Here is a 19,606-nt window from a genome sequence, read left to right as displayed (position 1 = left end):
AATTAACATGAAACTAAGAGTAGCATTTATATGTACAGGAAATTCCTGCAGGAGTCAGATGGCGGAGGGTTTTGCTAAAAAATATGGTAGTGACGTATTAGAAATATATAGCGCTGGTACCATTCCAGTTGAAAAAGTAAATCCTACAGCAGTAGAAGTTATGAAAGAGGTTGGAGTAGATTTAAGTAAGAATTTCCCTAGAACCCTAAAAGATATTCCAGAAAAGGTTGATATTGCAATTACAATGGGATGTATAAAAGGCTGCCCTGTGATTGATACAATTCTTGAAGAAGATTGGGGCTTAGATGATCCTGTTGGCAAACCACTTGATGAATTTAGAAAAGTTAGAGATATCATTGAAGAGAAAATAAAAAACTTAGTTAAGAGAGTTAAAATAGTGAAATTAAAGTGAGGAGGAAGAAAGATGAGTGATTTTAAAAAGGTAGATGTTAGAAATGCTGTTCGTAATAGTTATAAGAAGATAGCTATTGGAAATGTAAAAGAGGATGGCTGCTGTGGTGGAAGTATTAGTCTTAAAAAATCTTCCATAGAGATATCACGTAAAATTGGATATTCTGATGAAGAAATATCAACTGTTCCAGAGGGAGCTAATATGGGGCTAGGTTGTGGAAATCCTCAATTAATAGCTAATGTTAAAGAAGGCGAAACAGTTATAGACCTTGGAAGTGGAGGTGGATTTGATTGCTTTTTAGCTTCAAGGAAAGTTGGGCTTAAAGGATATATTATTGGAGTTGATATGACTCCAGAAATGATTAATAAATCAAGAATTATGGCCAAGAAATATAGATATAGAAATGTAGACTTTAGATTAGGGGAAATTGAAAATCTCCCTGTAGCAGATAATACTGCAGATGTAATTATTTCAAATTGCGTTATAAATTTATCTCCAAATAAACAAAGGGTATATAATGAAGCCTATCGTGTATTAAAAAAAGGTGGTAGAGTTGCTATTTCTGATATAGTTCTTATTAGAGAATTAACCGAGGAAATGAAGCAAGATGAGAAGCTTTATTGCGGATGAGTTACTGGAGCATCTTCAGTTGAAGAATTAAGATTATATTTAGAAAAGGCTGGGTTTAGTGATATTAGCATTGAAACTCAAGAAGTCTCAAAGGAATATGCTGAAAAATGGGCACATAACTTAAAAGTTGGAGAATATATTATGTCTGCATCAGTAAAAGCAACAAAATTATAAAATTCAACATATTACTTATATAATATGATTTATACTATTCTTTCTATTTAGTTGTTTCACTGTATTCTTAAATGATAGATCATTAATAAAGTACGTAAGAAGGCTTACCTCAAGGAGTGTAAGCCTTTATTATATCCTATGATTTATGTATAACTTAAAAAAATTTACGTATACCCGTTACGGTGAACCAGTGCGGCTGAGCAAGGTTGTGTAATTTAAATGGTGGAAATCCATTTTGAAAGAGATTAAGTTAAATCATATATGATAAGTCAGTTTTGTCTGGAAATAAAGAAAGCGCTATTTAAGTGGCTAAACCGTATAAGTCAAAGATGAAGCTTTGATTTAGACAAATTCAAAATATATATGAAGTACAATTCATTACATAGATATAAAATTTATGTAAATGCGTATAAATAAATGTTAAGTAACTTAAGTTCTTGTAAAATATTAACTGAGTTTTATGGTAGTTTTTGCATCAAATCTATTGAAATAGAGGAGGGCAAGAATTTGAAATATATTAATGCAAATAATGTGTTATCAGATGATGTGATAAAAGATAGAAATAATGAAATTTTTCAAAAGTATAATGAGGGTATGACTGTCAGAAAGTTATCACTAATGTATTACTTATCAGAGCAGAGTATAAGATGCATAATAAGTGAACAGAACAGATTATGTTTATAATTAATACATAACTGTTTATGAAATTGAAGGTTTATTTAAAGTCATGATATGATTTATTTAGAGAGTTTTATAAGTAAACTTTATCTGATTTTAAATAGACATTATAAATTGAATTTTAAATTATATAATGTCCTATTTTGAATCAGCATGCTAGTTAAAGTGATAATTAGCATGCTATTTATTTTACAATTATATTATAAGATAGGGGATGAGGGGTATGGAAGTAAAGGTAGTTTTAGCAAGTGAAGAAAATGCAAATATCATAAAAAATATTTATCCATTATATTTGCATGATTTATCAGAGGTTTATGGAAATTTACCCAATGAGTATGGAATTTATGAAGATGAGCCTATAAAAACATTAGCTGAACAATATGATGTTCAGAATGATTGGTTTCAGAAGCCCAATGAACTTTTCCCATTTATAATAATGGTGGATGGAAGGCCAGCAGGGTTTGATTTAGTGTCAACTGGTAAATATGCACCTAAAGGAATGGATTATTATGTTTATGAGTTCTTTTTATTAAGGCCATATAGGGGAAAAGATATTGCATCCATTGCAGCCAAGCAGGTATTCGATAAATTTAAAGGTAAATGGGGGTTATATGTGGCAGCAAAAGAAATTGGGACAAACCTAAGGGCAGAAAAATTTTGGAGAAAAACTATTAGTTCCTATACAAATGATAATTTCCAAGAAAATTATGATGAAACTTTTATTGGATATAAACTAATATTTACATTTAATAATGCTTGATTGTTAAGGTATCCTTTTTGTATAAATAATAAGAAGAAGTGCTTCATAAAAATCTTTACATGTATTAACAAGAATTTTGAAATGGTTACTTAGATTCAGCTGTTACATTAACTCGTTGTGCTAGTTAATTTACTAGCGCAACGAGCTAAATTAGTAATTATTAAAGGAATAATTACTTCATTAATCTTTTAATAATTACAGAAAGTTTTTTCAATCCCTCTTCCATATCTTGATTTGATGCATAAGAGTAAGAAAGACGGATACAATTATTTTTCTTAAAACTATATATATCACCAGGATTAATTAATACATTCTCTTTAAGTGCTTGATCAAAAACCTTTTCTATAGGTAAAGGTTTATTTAATTTCAACCATATATAGAAACCTCCTTTAGGAATATTCCAAGTTGCAATATCAGAAAAATATAAATCAAGTAAATGAAGCATAAAAGAACATCTTTCTTTTAGTTGTTTTCTAAATGTTTGAATATGCATATCGTATAGTCCACTATGAAACCATTCAGTCATTATCCATTGGGATAATGAGCTTGCACCATAGTCAGTTTGCATTTTTATGTCTCCAAGACGCTCTACAATAGATTCAGGACCTATTATCCATCCAATTCTAAAGCCTGGTGCTAGTGATTTAGATACGCTTCCCATGTAAAGAACATTTCCTGTATTATCTATTGTTTTAATTGGAAGGGGAGGAGCCTCATCAAAATATAGTTCTCTATAAATGTCATCCTCAATAATAGGAAGTTGATTTGATTTACACCATCTAAGCAATTCACTTCGTCTATTCTCACTAATAGTAATTCCTGTTGGATTATGAAATGTAGGAATTGTATATAATATAGACTTTCCCTTTTTTAATATAGTATCGTCTATCATCCAGGGCATTATACCATCTTTATCCATAGGAACATTTCTCATTGTAATACCTGAAAAGTCAAAAACTCTCAATGATTTAATATATGATGGTTCTTCTACGAGAACAACAGAATTTGGTCCTAGTATACTGAGGGAAATAAGTTGCAGAGCTTGAAGTGATCCTGATACTATTAAAACCTGTGATGGCTCTACATGTAAATTAAATTTTTTAAGATACTTACATAATTCAACTCTAAGTTCATATAGGCCAAGTGGACCTAAATAATTATAAGAAACATTTCGATCAGATACTCTTTTAAGAACATCAGCCATCATATCATGAGGAAATTGGTCTGGTGACATTTCTCCTGCTCCAAGACGAATTATTGGTTCAATAAATTCAAATTTATACATAGCTTGTATTATTGGGTTATTGGGTCTATGTATTCCATGTTCTATATAATTTTTCCAATCGGGTGTACTGCTGGTGATAAGAAGAGACCATGTATTATTTACTATAGTTGTGCCTTTACCAAAGGATGAGTCAATAATGCCAAGTGATGCCAGTTCAGATAGAGCTTCAACTATTGTGCTTCTGTTTACTTCAAATAACTCGGCCATTTTACGTTGAGATGGCAGCTTTTGACCAACTAACCAATCCCCTTTTGCAATTCGTTCTTTAAGATATCCAATTATTTGCTTTGTTAAAGTAATATCTGAGTTCTTATCGGGTTTCCAATTTATTATTACAGTTTCATTAAATTTGGTACTCATAATTTGCTCCTTTTGCTAACTTGGATGGATATTATATTTTCTTTGGTTGGATATTTTATAGTCATTATATTGTATTATTATAATAAATTCAAGAAAGGAATGATTATAGTATGAAATTAAGAGATTTTAAATTAGAAGTATTTTTTGGAAAACATGAGTTTTCAGCACCATATTTACTTACGCAATCAGATTGTGCTTCTATGAGTATGAAAGAATTACTTGCTTATGAACCTGGTGCTGAAGAAGATTTTTTAAATGGAGGGCTTGGATATACTGAAGTGGCTGGAAGTCCATATCTTAGAGAGGTTATATCTAGTTTATATTATACAATTACACCTGAAGAAATAGTTGTTCATGCAGGAGCTCAAGAACCAATATTCAACTTTGCAAACGTACTATTGGAAAAAGGTGATCATGTAATATGTCAGTTCCCTATTTATCAGTCATCATTTGAAGTTCCAAATTCAATAGGTTGTGAAGTTTCAAAATGGTCATTGGAACAAGGGGAGAATGGTTGGACAATTGATATAGATAAATTAGAAGACATGATAAAACCAAACACTAAACTTATTTGCTTGAATAGCCCAAATAATCCAACTGGTTATACTTTGAAAAAAGAAGAAATAGAAAAGATAGTTGAAATAGCAAGAAGATATGATTTATATGTTTTCTGCGATGAAGTTTATAAAGGGGTAGAATTAGATGGAGAAAAACGTCCATGGTTTGCAGACTGTTATGAAAAAGGAATTTCTCTTGGGGTTATGTCTAAGGCATATGGTTTAGCAGGATTAAGACTTGGCTGGATTGCTACAAAAGATCATGAAATTATTGAAAAAATGAAAAAAATGAAGCATTATACAAGTATTTGTACAAGTGCGCCATCTGAATATCTTTCTATGGTTGCACTTAAACATAGTGATGAAATCCTTAACAAAAATAGAAGTATAATTGAATCAAACCTTAAAATAGCTGATGAGTTCTTTAGTAAATATTCAGATCTTTTTGAGTATAACAGACCAATGGCAGGTCCAGTAGCTTTTCATAAGATGAATATAGAAATGCCAATTCATGATTTCTGTGAAACACTTGTTGCAGAAAAAGGTGTGCTTTTACTACCATCAAGTATTTATGGATTTAAAGGACAATATTTCAGAATGGGATATGGTAGAGATAATTTTGAAGAAAGCCTTAAGAAGTTCGAAGAATATTTGATTGAAAAAAAATACGTGTAGGTGATCAAGTGGAGACATTGCTTTTATCAAAACAAGATGTAGGCATGCTTATCAATATGAAAGATGCCATAGCTTCTGTTGAACAAGCTTATATGGATTACTGTAGTAATATGGTTATTCAGCCACCTATTGTCTCAATAGAAGATGAAGAAAACAATGGAGAACTTGACATAAAGACATGCTATTCGAAATCTAATCAATTCATAAGTATAAAAAGTGCATCTGGATATTGGGACAATCCAAAAGTTTATAATTTGCCAACTATGCTCGCAACAATTATGTTGCTTGATGGGAAAACTGGTTATCCTTTATGCATAATGGACGGAAGTTTGATTACTGGATACAGGACAGGTGCTGCTGGTGGATTATCTGCTTGTCTTTTAGCAAGAAAGGATTCTAAAAAAGTAGCTATCATTGGAGCGGGAAATCAAGCTCGTCTTCAACTTAAAGCTATATGTGAAGTTTTGAATATTGAATCTGTAAAAGTTTGGGACACTAATACTGAATTGTTAGCAGCATATAAAGAAGAAATCTCTAAATCACTTAATTTATTAGTTGAAACATGTGAAACTGCAAAAGATGCTGTTATTGATGCTGATATCATTGTAACGACGACACCAAGCAAAAATATGATTGTCAAAGATGAATGGATAAAGGAAGGTACTCATATTATTGCCATAGGTGCTGATATGGCTGGTAAACAGGAGTTAGATACAAAGATATTTAGACGTGCTAAAATTTATGTTGACTCAATATCTCAATGTGTAGAACGTGGTGAGACAAGAAATTCGATTATGTCTGGAGACATAAAAAACCTCGGATATATACGCTGAGTTAGGAGAAGTTTTGCTTGGACGTAAGCAAGTAAGAGATAGTGACACCGAAGTTACAATTTTTGATGCCACAGGAATGGGTATTCAGGATAATACTTTGGCAGATTTGATATATAACAAAGCATTATCTATGGGTATTGGATCTAAAATAAAGTTGTTGTAACAATAGTTATCCCCCACATCAGCTTTCTAATACCCGTACATAATATTTTGATAAAATTTATTGTTAATAATGCTAATATTTAAGAAAGGTAGGTTTGAGGAGAAGATGCTCCATGACATCTTCTCCAAAGAATAAAAATGAAAATTAAAGCTTTTACTTTAAACTCCTTTCCAAAATCCATCGAGGGTGGAAATCCGGCAGCAGTTGTTTTTGATGCTGATCACCTATCTGAAGCGGATATGAAAAAAATTGCTGAAAAAATCGGTTTTAGCGAGACTGCCTTTATAATGAATTCAAATTTAGCAGATTTTAAAGTACGCTTTTTTACTCCTGCAGAAGAGGTAGACCTTTGTGGACATGCAACTGTAGGCGCGTTTTACATGCTATTAAGTAAAAAACGTATTACGCCAGGACACTATACACAGGAAACAAAGGCAGGCATTCTTAATGTATATGTTAAGGAAGATATGTCAATTATTATGAATCAGTCACTTCCAACTTTTTTTGATACATTAGACAGAGAAGATATTGCAGACTCGTTGAATATTTCTGTAGCTCAAATTGATGCAAATTTTCCAGTACAAATCGTATCTACCGGTTTGAAAGATATTATTGTTCCTATTGAAAGTTTAAGTACTCTAAGTAGCATTAAACCTGATTTTGAAAAGGTAGCTGCAATCAGCAAAAAATATGATGTTGTAGGGTATCATCTATTTACACTTGAATCGTTACATAATTCCAATGCTCACACTAGAAATCTTGCACCTCTTTATGGCATACCTGAAGAGTCTGCCACTGGCACTTCAAATGGAGCACTAGCTTGCTATATGCTAAAATATGGTGCATTAAGTCAACAAAATGTAGATAATGTTATAATTGAACAAGGTTATTCTATGGACAAACCTTCAGAGATATTGGTCTCACTATCAACTCTAGGAGATAAGATTGAAGAAGTCAGAGTAGGTGGAAAGGCATTAAATATTTCTGAAATAGAAGTTGAGATTTAGTTTTACAAAAACTGATGGTTGCAACTGTTGTGATAAAACACAGAACCAAATTGATTCAGGCAATATTAAAATTTCAGATAGGTAATGCCAAGCTATGAGAAGTGCTTTTAGGTAATAAAGAAGAAATTTTTCTGAAATTATTATCTTTAATTTAACTGGTATTAGCATTCAAGATAATAATTTGGCTACTTTAATCTATAAAAAGCATTATCTTTAAGTATTGGAGCAAGAATAAATTTTCTTTAAATAACATATTTAAATCAGCTATTGAAATTAATTCAATAGCTGATTTTAGTTGGTGAATATTATTAGTTGGACGAAGATTTCATTATTTTTACTAGATATAATAAAAATAATGAATTTTGAAAGGGATATTTAAATGATTATTGAATTTTCAACAGCCACTACAGCAGTAGTTCAATTGAGATACGTACAGCGAGGTTTACTTTAGGCATGCATTAATGACTCCAATTGTTAGAAAAAAGTGTACAATTGAAGAATAAAATATAAAACATTAAAGTGCATCTTCGATATTTATTTAGATTAGCTTATTTTGCGAAAGCTCATTTGTTTCTTTATGAAATTGTATTTTACATTAATAAATACTATGCAATTAGACATATATTTAAAATAATGTTATAATCCGAAAGAATATTTAGGATTTAAATAATATATGAAATGATATATGGAAGGAAGTGTAGTATGAAAAGATTATTTAAATTATTGAGCCTATCAGTTTGTATAGTAATAATGGGAGCGTTCTTTGTAGGATGTAGTAAAGATTCTTCTAAAGAAATAAGCTTTTTTAATTATGGCGAAAATATAGATGAAGAAACTATAAAAGAATTTGAGAAGGAATATGGTATAAAGGTTAATGTGGAAACCTTTGATGATATGGAAACCATGTATCAAAAGATTAGTAAGGGTGGAGTAAACTATGATGTTATATTAGTATCTGATGTTTTAATGCCTAGAATGATTAAAAATAATCTTGTTCAAGAATTAAATAAAGATAATATACCTAATATATCTCAAATGGCCGAAGATTACTTAAATCTAGAAATAGATCCGGGTAATAAGTATTCAGTTCCTTATATGTTTGGAACAGTGGGACTTATTTACAATAAAGATGCGGTAACAGAAGAGGTAGATAGTTGGGATATATTATGGAATGAAAAATATAAAGACAATATTTTTATGTTTGATACTTATAGAGATACCATAGGAGTAGCTCTGAAGAAGCTTGGATATTCTTTAAATTCAACTAATGAAAAAGAGATTGAAGAAGCTAAAGAGTTACTATTAAATCAAAGAAAATTAGTAAATCCAGTATATGGTGTTGATAACGGAACTGTAATGATTCCAGCAGGGGAATCTGATATAAATATGATTTGGTCTGGAGAGGGGTTAAATCTTCAAGATGAGTATCCTAATTTAGTTTATGTAGTACCTAAGGAAGGAGCTAATTTCTGGATTGATAGCTTATGCATACCTCATAATGCTGAAAATGTTGAAGGCGCTGAAAAGTTCATAAACTTTGTAAGTGATAAGGAAAGTGCATTAAGAATAGCTGATGAAATCGGATATACAACTCCAAATAAAGAAGCAAGGCTAGAACAACCAGAGGAAGTTAGAAATAATCCTAATGCATATATGCCTAAAGAAATAATGGATAGATGTGAAATCTATGCGGACTTCCCAAGTGATGTTAAAAAGGTATATGATGATGCATGGATACGTATAAAATCAAGTAATTAAAAATTATTATATAGATATTATATAATAATTATCCAAATAAAAATGCTTAGTGAGTCGACACTAAGCATTTTTTACATTTTAGTTTTTAAATACTTCCGGATAGAAAGCCTTAGCCAATTTTTCTAAGCAATCGAAGGTTCTGTATCCATATCCCATAAGCTCAGTGTATTCAACAGAGACGATATTTTTATTTTTTATAGCTTCAACATTTTGAAGTGTAGGCTCTGCTAATATTCTATCTACGGCATCATTATCTACAATGGCATTTTTATTTGCTGTTACATAAACAATATGATCAGGGTTAGAAGAAATTATATTTTCTAATGATATAGATCCACCTTTTGCAATAACGTTATCTGCATTTAATACATTTAACATTTCTTTTTGTAATGAAGCGTTAGCACCATAAGCTGTAAAGGATTCACCACTATAATTAACTATTAACATAACCTTTTTTCTTTCACCATTAGTTGAAACTTTTGATTTAATATTATCTAAAGAATCTTGTAGTGAGTCAGCTAATTTATTAGCTTTATCTTGAACATCGAATATAGTACCTACATTTCTAACATCTTGAATAATTGTATCTAAAGAAATATCGGTATTCATTTTACTTGCTAACTGAACATAAGTATTAATTCCAACTTCATTTAGACTAGGTATTGAACCATATCTATCATCTTTAAATGAAGCAGATCTTCCAATTACTAAATCTGCACCTGAACCAACAACCACTTCTTTAGCAACATCACCTTTGTTAGCAATTGCAGGTATAGATTCGTAGTCTGCTTTTAAATTTTCTAACATAGGAGTATCCAAGTCACCTGTTCCAATTATAGAATCCTTTAACCCTAAAGTTAAAAGTAGTTCAGTTGAAGTTTGATTATTAGTTATAACTTTCTTTGGAGCTTCATTAAAAGTCTGTTTGTACACATTTCCTTCAGAATCAAAAGCATCAAAGGTCATTGGATAAGTCGTCTTATTAGTTGATGCAGTTGTAGAAGTACTAGTTTGCTCTTGCTTTGATGATGAGTCTATATTTTCAGCTTTATTATTGCAGCCTACAAATACTGTAGCAGATAGAGCTAATGATGTAAGTAAAAGTAAAGATTTTTTATTCATGATAATTCCCCTCTCGATTTTCATATTAAAATTTTGATAATTATATTGATTTTAAGTTTATTTATATAGTTAAGCATAAAATAATTATTTATAATTTTTTAATGTAATGACGGTGGTAAGTATTCAATAGAAAGCTTTTTAGTAGCTGGATTTATATGAACAATAGATTCAACATCATATACATTTTTTATCACTTCTTCTGTTATAACTTCATTTGGAATACCTTTATACACAATAACTCCATCCTTTAAAACATAAAGTTCATCACAAAATTGAGAAGCTAATGTTAAGTCATGCAAAGCAGCTAAAACACATATATTTAAATTTTTAACTATTGACATGACCTCTAATTGATACTTTATATCTAGGTGATTAGTAGGCTCATCTAAAATTAATATTTTAGGATTTTGAGTTATTGCTCTAGCTAATATAACTCTTTGTTTTTCACCTCCAGATAATAGGCTGAAGCTTTTTTGAGCAAAGTCTATCATCCCAACTTGAGATAAAGCTTTAAGTGCCATATCATAATCAGTTTTATTATCTTGGTCTAACAAACCTTTATAAGGAGCTCTACCCATTAGTACTATATCTATAACCTTGAAATCAAAGTTAATATTATTAAATTGGCTAACTACCCCAAGAGTCTTAGCAAGAGATTTTTTGTTGTAACTTTTTATATCCTTATCTGATATAAAAACATCTCCAAATGTTGGTTTTATCACCCCATAAACAGCTTTTAACAATGTAGATTTACCACTTCCGTTTGGACCTATTAAGCCTATGAACTTGTTATTATTAACCGCTAAATCAATTCCCTTTACAATTTCTTTTTTCGATAAATTAACCTTTAATTCTTTAATTTTTAAATCCATTAAAATCACCTACTTATCTCCATATACGAAGCCCTTTCTCAATAAAATGTAAACAAAAAATGGAGCTCCAACTAAACCAGTAATAATACCAATAGATAATTCGGCATTAGGGATGATTATTCTGGCAAAAACATCAGCCCAAATTAAGAATATAGAACCCAAAAGTATTGAAGTTGGGATTAGTCTTTTATGATCAGAACCAACTATAGATCTTGAAATATGAGGGATTATTAATCCTACAAAACCTATAATTCCGCAATTAGCTACTAAAATACCTGTTAATAGTGACGTAATTATCATATAAATTTTTCTATATAAATTTAAATTAAGTCCTAAAGTCATTGATGCTTCATCACCCATTAACATTAAGTTTAAAGTTCTTCCTTGAGTCAAGAAAAATAAACAACATATAGTTACCGCTAAAATTACAAAACCTATATTTTGCCACTTAGCTGTTGCTAAAGAACCCATTGTCCAAAATTTTACGGTTTGCATACCTTCAGCATCACTAGCAATAGAAATTATAAAATTTGATAAAGATGTACATAATGCACTAACTACGGTTCCTGAAAGAACTAATTTAGAGGATGACATTTTACTTCCCATTGAAGATAATACCAATACCAAGATAGAGGCACTTAAAGCTCCTAAAAAGGCCCAAAAGGATACACTGCTAATGGAAAAAGGACTAAATGATCCTAGTCCTAACATTATAGAGAAAGTTGCACCTAGTGATGCACCAGAAGAAATTCCTAGAATATAGGGCTCAGCTAGTGGATTTTGAACTGTTGCTTGCATTATTGTTCCACATATAGCAAGTCCAGCTCCCACAGCAATTGCAAGTAAAACTCTAGGCATTCTGATTAACCAAATAACATTATAGGTAGATATATTACTTACTTCAGCAGCACCACCTAAGGATAATCCAAATAATTCATTTAAGATTATGCTATAGGATACAGAAGGTTTTATTCTAAGTGAACCAAAGGATACAGATAGAATTACAGAAATAAATAATAATATAACTAAGCCTAAGATAAATAAATTGAAGGATTTTTTTATCTTTTGACTTTTCTCATAAGAAGCATTTAAAACATCTTTCACATTTAACATCCTTTCTTGAACTCCTACTAAAAATAAGGTAAACTTATTATTGGGAATAAATGATAATAATTATCATTTTCAACAACTATTATAATATATAAAAATTAGTAGTAGAATATACTAAAATAAAAACATGGACAATTATTTAAAGTTTTCTATGTATACATTGAAAGGGGACTATTTATTTGAAAAATATTAAGAAAGGTGATTTAGTAAAAGAATTTAGGAGAAATACTTTTGAGGTTTTTAGGATAGAAAGATTTACTAAAGGTTCTATGGCAACAAAAAATAGTTATATAACTAATCTTTCAGCATTCATTTTCCCAATAAAGGGAAGAGCAAAAATAGAATTTGATAATGAGGTTTATATTGCAGAAAGAGGAAAGGTGATTCATGGATGTAAAAATAAAAATATATCCTTTAAAGTCTTAGGAGATGAAGAGTTCGAACATATAAACATCTATTATATAGCAGATGAATGTATTAAGCCTAATTCTTATATGAATTCAACCTTTGAATTTGATGTAATAAATTACGAAGAAATACTAAAATCTTTGTATGAGCTTAAAGAAATATCTTTAAAACAACAATTGGTATCAAAAGTAAATCTACAAATACAAACTTCATTATTTTTAAGAGAACTTTTTACTGATTATAACTATAAAAAGGAATTAAGTGAAAAAGATTTTACAGTAGAGGTGAGTAAATTTATTTCACAAAACTACATGGAGGAAATTACATTAGGTACACTTTCAGAAAAGTATGGAGAAAAAACTAATAGAATATCATATTTATTTAATAAGTATTTAAATATTCGCCCAATAGATTATTTAATCCAATGCAGAATGACTGCTGCATACAAATTACTAAATGAAGGTCTTGCGGTTAAGGAAGTTTCTAAAAAGATTGGCTATAATGATGAATTTTATTTTAGTAGGTTATTTAAAAAAAGCTTTGGAGTTACTCCAAGTAAGTTAAAGAAAGGATAGAAAAGATGAAAGGAAGAATTTTAACAAGAACAGTTTTTGATAGGGAAATCTTTATTTATTTACCAGATGGATATGATATATCAGATAAAAGATACCCTGTAGTTTATGCACATGACGGAGATAAATTTAAAAAGTTTTTAAGTGGAATAATTAATGAAATAGAAGAGAATTTCACAAATGGATCTTTAGATGAGCATATAATAATTGGGATTACACCTTTTGATAGATTAAATGAATATACTCCTTGGGCTGCAAAGTCTAATCATGAAAGATTTCACCCCTTTGAAGGGCAAGGGGATGAGTACTTAGAATTTTTAATAAATGATTTACAAGGTTATATTGAAAAAGAGTTCGGAGTAAGTAGTAGTAAAAATGATAGAAAAATTATGGGACATTCTCTTGGGGCTTTGATTTCTTTGTATTCAGTTTTTAAAAATGATAATTATAGTAAGGTAGCAAGTATATGTGCATCCCAATGGTATGATAGATGGATTAAATTTATTGAGGAAGAAAATTTAGCAAATGATGATTTTAGGCTTATGATTATCGCTGGAAGAAAAGAGGGCCATAAAAAGCTTACAATTCAGAAGGATATGCCTAAGTTTTCTAACATGTCTTATGAAATATTTAAGAAACGTATAGGAGAAGAAAATGTAGAAATATTCTGGGATGATTATGACCATCATGAAAATATATTAAATAGACATAAAATTGCATTAGAATTTTTAATGAGAAAAAATTAATTGTCATAGGAGAAGGAACTTTTTTTATTTCTTTGCAACTTAAAAAATATTAGGATAAGAACTTTATACTAAAGTTATATTGACATAGAATATCTTTAGTAGTAAACTCAAGGTAAGTTAGTCGGCGCTAACTTACCTTTTTAAGATTAAGTAAGCCTTGGCTAACCTATGTTTTATGATTGAGTAAGCCATAGCTAACTATATGAAATTATAACATTATAAATATATAAAAATAAATATATAAAATTATAGCATTTTATATATTTCCCCCATTTTAGTATTTTGAAATTTTAAAATGCTAGAATTGCATAAATAAAGACACATAAGATACTTTATAGAGTTTTACATAAATAATATAAATTTTAGGAGGTAAAGAAATGAGCGTAGTAATAATTGGTGGTCATGATAGGATGGTTTATGAATATAAAAAGATTTGTGATAAATATAGTTGTAAGGCTAAGGTATTTACACAAATGCCAGGTCGGTTTAAGTCTCAAATAGGATGTCCAGATTTATTGATATTATTTACTAACACAGTGTCTCATAAAATGGTTAATGCAGCTATGCAAGAGGCAGCAAGAAAGAATATTAGTATAGCAAAGTCTCATAGTAGTAGCTCCAGTTCTTTAAAGAATATATTAGAAATGCATTGTTTAAATTGCTCCGGTGATTGTGAAAACTGCATAAAGCATATTAATTAGTACTAGATTTTAATCTTTTAGCACTTTACTCCGGTAACAAAAATCAGTCAAAGTATTGTATTAATTTTCTGAATATGATACGTTTTTGTTATGGATATTATTAGGCATCTTCAAAAAATAAATAAGTCAGAATGCTCGTCTATTTTGTGTTATCTGATGATTACCCGCTCTAATACGCCCATCTTCTTCAAAGTGGGAGTAAAGAGCGGGTACGACCCTAGATAACGATTTCTAACCTTCAGTGGGAGTAGAGACCCCCTCTGAAGCAAAGAACTCTGTTTATACTGCGTCAACAGAACCCTTAGATAGTGCTACTATCTGCGGAAACTGTTTCATTGTCTAACTCAAAATATACTTCCCATCTTTGACTTGTCATTTATTTTCAGATGTCTTAGAAGGGTGGGGGATGAAGTGAGCAACATTTGTAATCTTAATCAAGTGAAAGAAGTATCTTTGATAAAGACTCAGGGGAAAAATTATTTAACTTTTTTTAAGAAAATGGGGGAAAAATTATATTCAATATGTAGTTTAGAAGAAAAGTTAAATGATGAGTATTTTGAAAAGAAAGATTTTGATGAACTTTTAAAAGAAAATCATGAAATTTATAGTGATTTAGTAGGAGACAACTATAAAACAAGTTATGGCAATCCAGACTATGCAGTGAAAGAACTAGGAAAAGAAATGGGCCAAATAGCTACATATTTATATAATAGGTTGAATGAAAGTGTATCTTTAGTATTTTCTCATAAGACAGAGAAGATAGAAAAGCTATTACAATTATTGATAGATTCCTATGCATATGTAGTTAAGCATGGTGATGATGCTAATGGATTAATGGAGCTTATAAGAGATTTTGAAGTTAGCATTTTAGACATGGAAGCTGAAGAAAAGGTTAATAATATAGCCTTAAATACTAAGAGTTATTATAGATCTATAGTTGAAGAAGCAAATCCAGAGGATTTAAGATACTTATTTAAGTACGGAAAATATATAACTGATAATGAAATAAAGACAGCTAAATTTTTAGCTACTTATGAAGATGTAAATAGGATTGCATATACCATGGTTAAAGGATATATGGATAGCTTTATAAGGGAAAAGAAAGATTATACTATTAAGTCTACAGTTAGACTAATATATTTTGTTGGTCAAGAAGCTATTGTGAGGGAAGTAATAAAAGAGTTTGGTAAATATAACTTAACTCCTGTGCTTGCCATGGTAGAATCTACGGAAGCAAATAAACAGTTTACTTATGATCATAGATTTGATAATGCTTTATTCTTCAGTAAAAATTTTGCAGAAATTAAAGAAGAAAAGTTTACAGCCACTTTTGAGAGGTTTAAGGAAGGCTTGGGAAAATATTCCGGAGTAGCAGTTATTGAAGCCTTTGGAGAGGTTCCTTTTGCTCCTGAAAGTAAGAATGCAGCTTTAAAATTAAGCGAAGAACAAAGTAAAATTTATCAAAACTCAGTAGTAAGGCTTAGAAATATTCAAAATAAGTATATGCCAGCCAGTGAGACTACTTTTACAATTATAGCTTTCCCTACTCCTGAAATTGGAGATAACTTTGAAGAAATCTTTGCTGATACTATGAAGATAAATACTTTAGACTCAGATAAGTGGGAAAGAATACAAAATGAAATTATAAAAGCATTAGATAAGGGTGACTTCATTCATGTTAAAGGCTGCAATGGAAATAGAACAGATATAAAGGTTAAGATGCAGGAAATTAAGAATCCAGAAAAGGAAACAAACTTTGAAAACTGCATTGCTACTGTAAATATACCCGTAGGAGAAGTATTTACATCTCCAATGTTAAAAGGAACTAATGGGCTTTTACATCTTGAGGAGATATTCTTAGATGGTCTTAAATATATAAACTTAGAACTTGTATTTAAGGATGGATATATAGCTGAATATAACTGTTCTAATTTTGATGAAGAATCTAAAAATAAAAAATATATAGAAGAAAATCTACTATTCCCAAATAAAACTTTACCTCTTGGTGAGTTTGCAATAGGTACAAATACCTTAGCATATGTTATAGCACAAAAACATAATATAGTACCTATACTTCCTATTCTTATAGGAGAAAAAATGGGACCACACTTTGCTGTAGGTGATACTTGTTATTCTTATAGTGAAGATGAGAAAGTATATAATGCTTTTGATGGAAAAGAAATAATTGCTAAGGATAATGAAAAATCTATTCTTAGAAAAACTGACATAGAAAATGCATATACTCAATGCCATACAGATATAACTATTCCTTATGATAGCTTAGAGTTTATAAATGCTATATCAAAGGATGGAGAAATTATTGAAGTAATTAAAAATGGTAGATTTATTTTAAAGGGCACTGAAGAATTAAATGAACCATTCAATGAAGATAATTAATAATTTGCTCATAGAAATTTTGTATAAGGCATCTTCAAAAAATAAATAAGTCAGAATGCTCGTCTATTTTGTGTTATACTGCGTCAACAGAACCCTTAGATAGTGCTACTATCTGCGGAACCTGTTTCCTTGTCTAACTCAAAATATACTTCCCATCTTTGACTTGTTATTTATTTTCAGATGCCTAAATAGGGGGAGAATCATGATTGATAACATAGATATTAAAAATAAAATGATAATAAAGTTAGATGATGGATTACCAGAAATGCCTAAGTTTCAAGAAGGAATTAGAAGAGCTCCAGATAGAGGTTATAGTTTGACACCTGCACAAACTGAAGTTGCTCTTAAAAATGCTTTAAGATATGTTCCGGAACATCTTCACGAAAAGTTGGCTCCAGAATTTATGGAAGAGCTTATGACAAGAGGAAGAATATATGGATATAGATTTAGACCAGAAGGAAAATTAAGTGGTAAGTCTATAGATGAATATAAAGGAAACTGCATAGAGGGTAAGGCATTCCAAGTTATGATAGATAATAACTTAGATTTTGATGTGGCATTATACCCATATGAGCTTGTTACCTATGGGGAAACAGGGCAGGTATGCCAAAACTGGATGCAATATAGACTTATTAAAAAATATTTAGAGAATATGACTGATGAGCAAACTCTAGTAGTAGAAAGTGGACACCCACTAGGCTTATTTAGAAGTTCTAAAACAGCTCCAAGAGTAATAACTACTAATGGTCTAATGGTAGGAATGTTTGATAATCCAGAAGACTTCCACTTAGCAACTCAACTAGGAGTAGCTAACTATGGACAAATGACAGCTGGTGGTTGGATGTATATAGGACCTCAAGGTATAGTTCACGGTACCTTTAACACTATAATAAATGCAGGAAGATTAAAACTTGGAGTAGCTGAAGACGGAGATTTAAGAGGTAAGATATTTGTAACTTCTGGTCTTGGAGGAATGAGCGGTGCTCAACCTAAAGCTATTGAGATAGCTAACGGAGTTGGAATTGTAGCAGAGGTTGACTATTCAAGAATTAAAACAAGACTTGACCAAGGTTGGGTTTCAATGGCATCAAGTGATTTAGAAGAAGTTATAAGAGTTGCTAAGGAAAGGGCTAAAAACGAAGAATCTATTTCTATAGCATATCATGGAAACATTGTAGATTTACTTGAATATATTTTAGAAAATGATATTCATATAGATTTATTATCAGATCAAACTTCTTGTCACGCTGCTTACGAAGGAGGATATGCACCAGTAGGAATTTCTTTTGAAGAAAGAACTAGACTATTAAAAGAAGATAGAGAAAAATTCAAAGAGCTTGTAGATATGACTTTATTAAAGCACTATAACATAATTAAGAAGTTAGTAGCTAAAGGTGTTTATTTCTTTGATTATGGTAACTCCTTCATGAAGGCAATCTATGATGCTGGTGGAAAAGACATAGCTAAAAATGGTGTAGATGAAAAAGATGGATTTATTTATCCTTCTTATGTTGAAGATATCATGGGACCTATGTTATTTGATTATGGTTATGGACCATTTAGATGGGTATGCTTAAGCCATAAACATGAGGATTTAATAAAAACAGACCATGCTGCAATGGAATGTATCGATCCGAATAGAAGAGGACAAGATAGAGATAACTACATTTGGATTAAAGATGCAGAAAAGAACCAATTAGTTGTTGGTACAGAAGCCAGAATATTATATCAAGATGCACAAGGTCGTATGGATATAGCTCTTAAGTTTAATGATTTAGTAAGAAAAGGTGAAGTTGGACCAATTATGCTTGGAAGAGATCACCATGATGTAAGTGGTACAGATTCTCCGTTTAGAGAAACTTCTAATATAAAAGATGGAAGTAACATGATGGCTGAAATGGCAATTCAATGCTTTGCGGGAAATGCAGCAAGAGGAATGAGTCTAATTGCTCTTCACAATGGTGGAGGAGTTGGAACAAGTAAGTCAATTAATGGAGGCTTTGGATTAGTTCTTGATGGTAGCGAAAGAGTTGATAACATTATAAAATCATCTATGGCATGGGATGTTATGGGAGGCGTTGCTAGAAGAGCTTGGGCAAGAAATCCACATTCTATAGAAACTAGTATGGAGTATAATGAGAAGAATCAAGGTACAGACCACATAACTCTTCCATATATACCAAAGGATGAATTAATAAAAACTGTTATTGAAAAAGCTTTAAATAAATAAAACATAATTTAAATAATAGAATAGTTTCATTGGGTATATAGCTTTTAAGAGATTAAAACTATATACCTGATTTTTTATTTTTTTGAAAATACAAAGTGTAAATGAAAGAAATTCATGTTTTTTATAAAGCAGATAAAATATGTCAATAAAAATATT

At 30.4% G+C, this 19,606-nt stretch carries 18 protein-coding genes; 14 read left to right on the top strand and 4 right to left on the bottom strand.

Going from position 1 to position 19,606, the window contains the following annotated elements:
* Positions 1-7: 7 nt before the first annotated feature.
* From ABDZ93_RS16400 to ABDZ93_RS16385, 4 genes are all read left to right on the top strand, one after another.
* The gene (locus tag ABDZ93_RS16400) at positions 8-412 is read left to right on the top strand and encodes an arsenate reductase ArsC (RefSeq protein ID WP_343827551.1); all 405 of its coding nucleotides are present in this window, start codon (positions 8-10) and stop codon (positions 410-412) included.
* Between the two features lie 12 nt (positions 413-424).
* The gene (gene arsM, locus ABDZ93_RS16395) at positions 425-1,216 is read left to right on the top strand and encodes an arsenite methyltransferase (protein ID WP_343827550.1); all 792 of its coding nucleotides are present in this window, start codon (positions 425-427) and stop codon (positions 1,214-1,216) included.
* A gap of 507 nt (positions 1,217-1,723) precedes the next feature.
* Positions 1,724-1,900, top strand: a complete 177-nt coding sequence (locus ABDZ93_RS16390; RefSeq protein ID WP_343827549.1) for a hypothetical protein — start codon at positions 1,724-1,726, stop codon at positions 1,898-1,900.
* A 217-nt stretch (positions 1,901-2,117) separates the two neighbouring features.
* Positions 2,118-2,654 carry a GNAT family N-acetyltransferase gene (locus tag ABDZ93_RS16385; RefSeq protein ID WP_343827548.1) on the top strand — a complete coding sequence of 179 codons (537 nt, stop codon included), beginning with the start codon at positions 2,118-2,120 and terminating at the stop codon, positions 2,652-2,654.
* 172 nt (positions 2,655-2,826) lie between these two features.
* Here ABDZ93_RS16385 and ABDZ93_RS16380 read toward each other — a convergent pair whose 3' ends face one another.
* Positions 2,827-4,299, bottom strand: coding sequence for an aminotransferase-like domain-containing protein (locus ABDZ93_RS16380; protein ID WP_343827547.1), 1,473 nt, complete (start codon positions 4,297-4,299; stop codon positions 2,827-2,829).
* A gap of 110 nt (positions 4,300-4,409) precedes the next feature.
* On the opposite strand from ABDZ93_RS16380, the gene ABDZ93_RS16375 reads away from it, so the two are divergent.
* The 5 genes from ABDZ93_RS16375 (at position 4,410) to ABDZ93_RS16355 (ending at position 9,292) form a co-directional block, all read left to right on the top strand.
* Positions 4,410-5,531: an aminotransferase class I/II-fold pyridoxal phosphate-dependent enzyme gene (locus tag ABDZ93_RS16375; protein ID WP_343827546.1), complete on the top strand. Its 1,122-nt coding sequence runs from the start codon at positions 4,410-4,412 to the stop codon at positions 5,529-5,531.
* A gap of 8 nt (positions 5,532-5,539) precedes the next feature.
* Positions 5,540-6,364: an ornithine cyclodeaminase family protein gene (locus ABDZ93_RS16370; protein WP_343827545.1), complete on the top strand. Its 825-nt coding sequence runs from the start codon at positions 5,540-5,542 to the stop codon at positions 6,362-6,364.
* Between the two features lie 13 nt (positions 6,365-6,377).
* On the top strand, positions 6,378-6,527 hold the full coding sequence (locus ABDZ93_RS16365; RefSeq protein ID WP_343827544.1) for a hypothetical protein: 150 nt from the start codon (positions 6,378-6,380) through the stop codon (positions 6,525-6,527).
* A gap of 137 nt (positions 6,528-6,664) precedes the next feature.
* A complete protein-coding gene (locus ABDZ93_RS16360; RefSeq protein WP_343827543.1) occupies positions 6,665-7,534 on the top strand; it encodes a PhzF family phenazine biosynthesis protein in 870 nt (289 codons plus the stop codon).
* A gap of 702 nt (positions 7,535-8,236) precedes the next feature.
* Positions 8,237-9,292 carry an ABC transporter substrate-binding protein gene (locus ABDZ93_RS16355; protein WP_343827542.1) on the top strand — a complete coding sequence of 352 codons (1,056 nt, stop codon included), beginning with the start codon at positions 8,237-8,239 and terminating at the stop codon, positions 9,290-9,292.
* 78 nt (positions 9,293-9,370) lie between these two features.
* Here the strand turns inward: ABDZ93_RS16355 and ABDZ93_RS16350 are convergent, their stop codons facing one another.
* The 3 genes from ABDZ93_RS16350 to ABDZ93_RS16340 form a co-directional block, all read right to left on the bottom strand.
* A complete protein-coding gene (locus ABDZ93_RS16350) occupies positions 9,371-10,414 on the bottom strand; it encodes an ABC transporter substrate-binding protein (RefSeq protein ID WP_343827541.1) in 1,044 nt (347 codons plus the stop codon).
* A gap of 98 nt (positions 10,415-10,512) precedes the next feature.
* On the bottom strand, positions 10,513-11,286 hold the full coding sequence (locus tag ABDZ93_RS16345; RefSeq protein ID WP_343827540.1) for an ABC transporter ATP-binding protein: 774 nt from the start codon (positions 11,284-11,286) through the stop codon (positions 10,513-10,515).
* A 9-nt stretch (positions 11,287-11,295) separates the two neighbouring features.
* Positions 11,296-12,399, bottom strand: coding sequence for a FecCD family ABC transporter permease (locus ABDZ93_RS16340; RefSeq protein WP_343827539.1), 1,104 nt, complete (start codon positions 12,397-12,399; stop codon positions 11,296-11,298).
* 176 nt (positions 12,400-12,575) lie between these two features.
* Here ABDZ93_RS16340 and ABDZ93_RS16335 point away from each other — a divergent pair, with 176 nt between their 5' ends.
* The 5 genes from ABDZ93_RS16335 (at position 12,576) to ABDZ93_RS16315 (ending at position 19,450) form a co-directional block, all read left to right on the top strand.
* Positions 12,576-13,379 (top strand): helix-turn-helix domain-containing protein, encoded by an 804-nt coding sequence (locus ABDZ93_RS16335; RefSeq protein WP_343827538.1) that lies wholly within the window; start codon positions 12,576-12,578, stop codon positions 13,377-13,379.
* 5 nt (positions 13,380-13,384) lie between these two features.
* Entirely contained in the window at positions 13,385-14,122 is a 738-nt protein-coding gene (locus ABDZ93_RS16330) for an alpha/beta hydrolase (protein WP_343827537.1), read from the top strand.
* Between the two features lie 377 nt (positions 14,123-14,499).
* Positions 14,500-14,823, top strand: a complete 324-nt coding sequence (locus ABDZ93_RS16325; RefSeq protein ID WP_343827536.1) for a DUF2325 domain-containing protein — start codon at positions 14,500-14,502, stop codon at positions 14,821-14,823.
* Positions 14,824-15,234: 411 nt separating this feature from the next.
* Entirely contained in the window at positions 15,235-17,220 is a 1,986-nt protein-coding gene (locus ABDZ93_RS16320; protein ID WP_343827535.1) for an aminopeptidase, read from the top strand.
* 202 nt (positions 17,221-17,422) lie between these two features.
* On the top strand, positions 17,423-19,450 hold the full coding sequence (locus tag ABDZ93_RS16315) for a urocanate hydratase (protein WP_343827534.1): 2,028 nt from the start codon (positions 17,423-17,425) through the stop codon (positions 19,448-19,450).
* Positions 19,451-19,606: the final 156 nt, after the last annotated feature.

This window comes from Clostridium subterminale (assembly GCF_039521425.1).
GTDB lineage: Bacteria > Bacillota > Clostridia > Clostridiales > Clostridiaceae > Clostridium_J > Clostridium_J subterminale.
The sequence above is the reverse complement of the archived record's forward strand: the minus strand, read 5'-3'. Positions and strand labels throughout refer to the sequence as shown.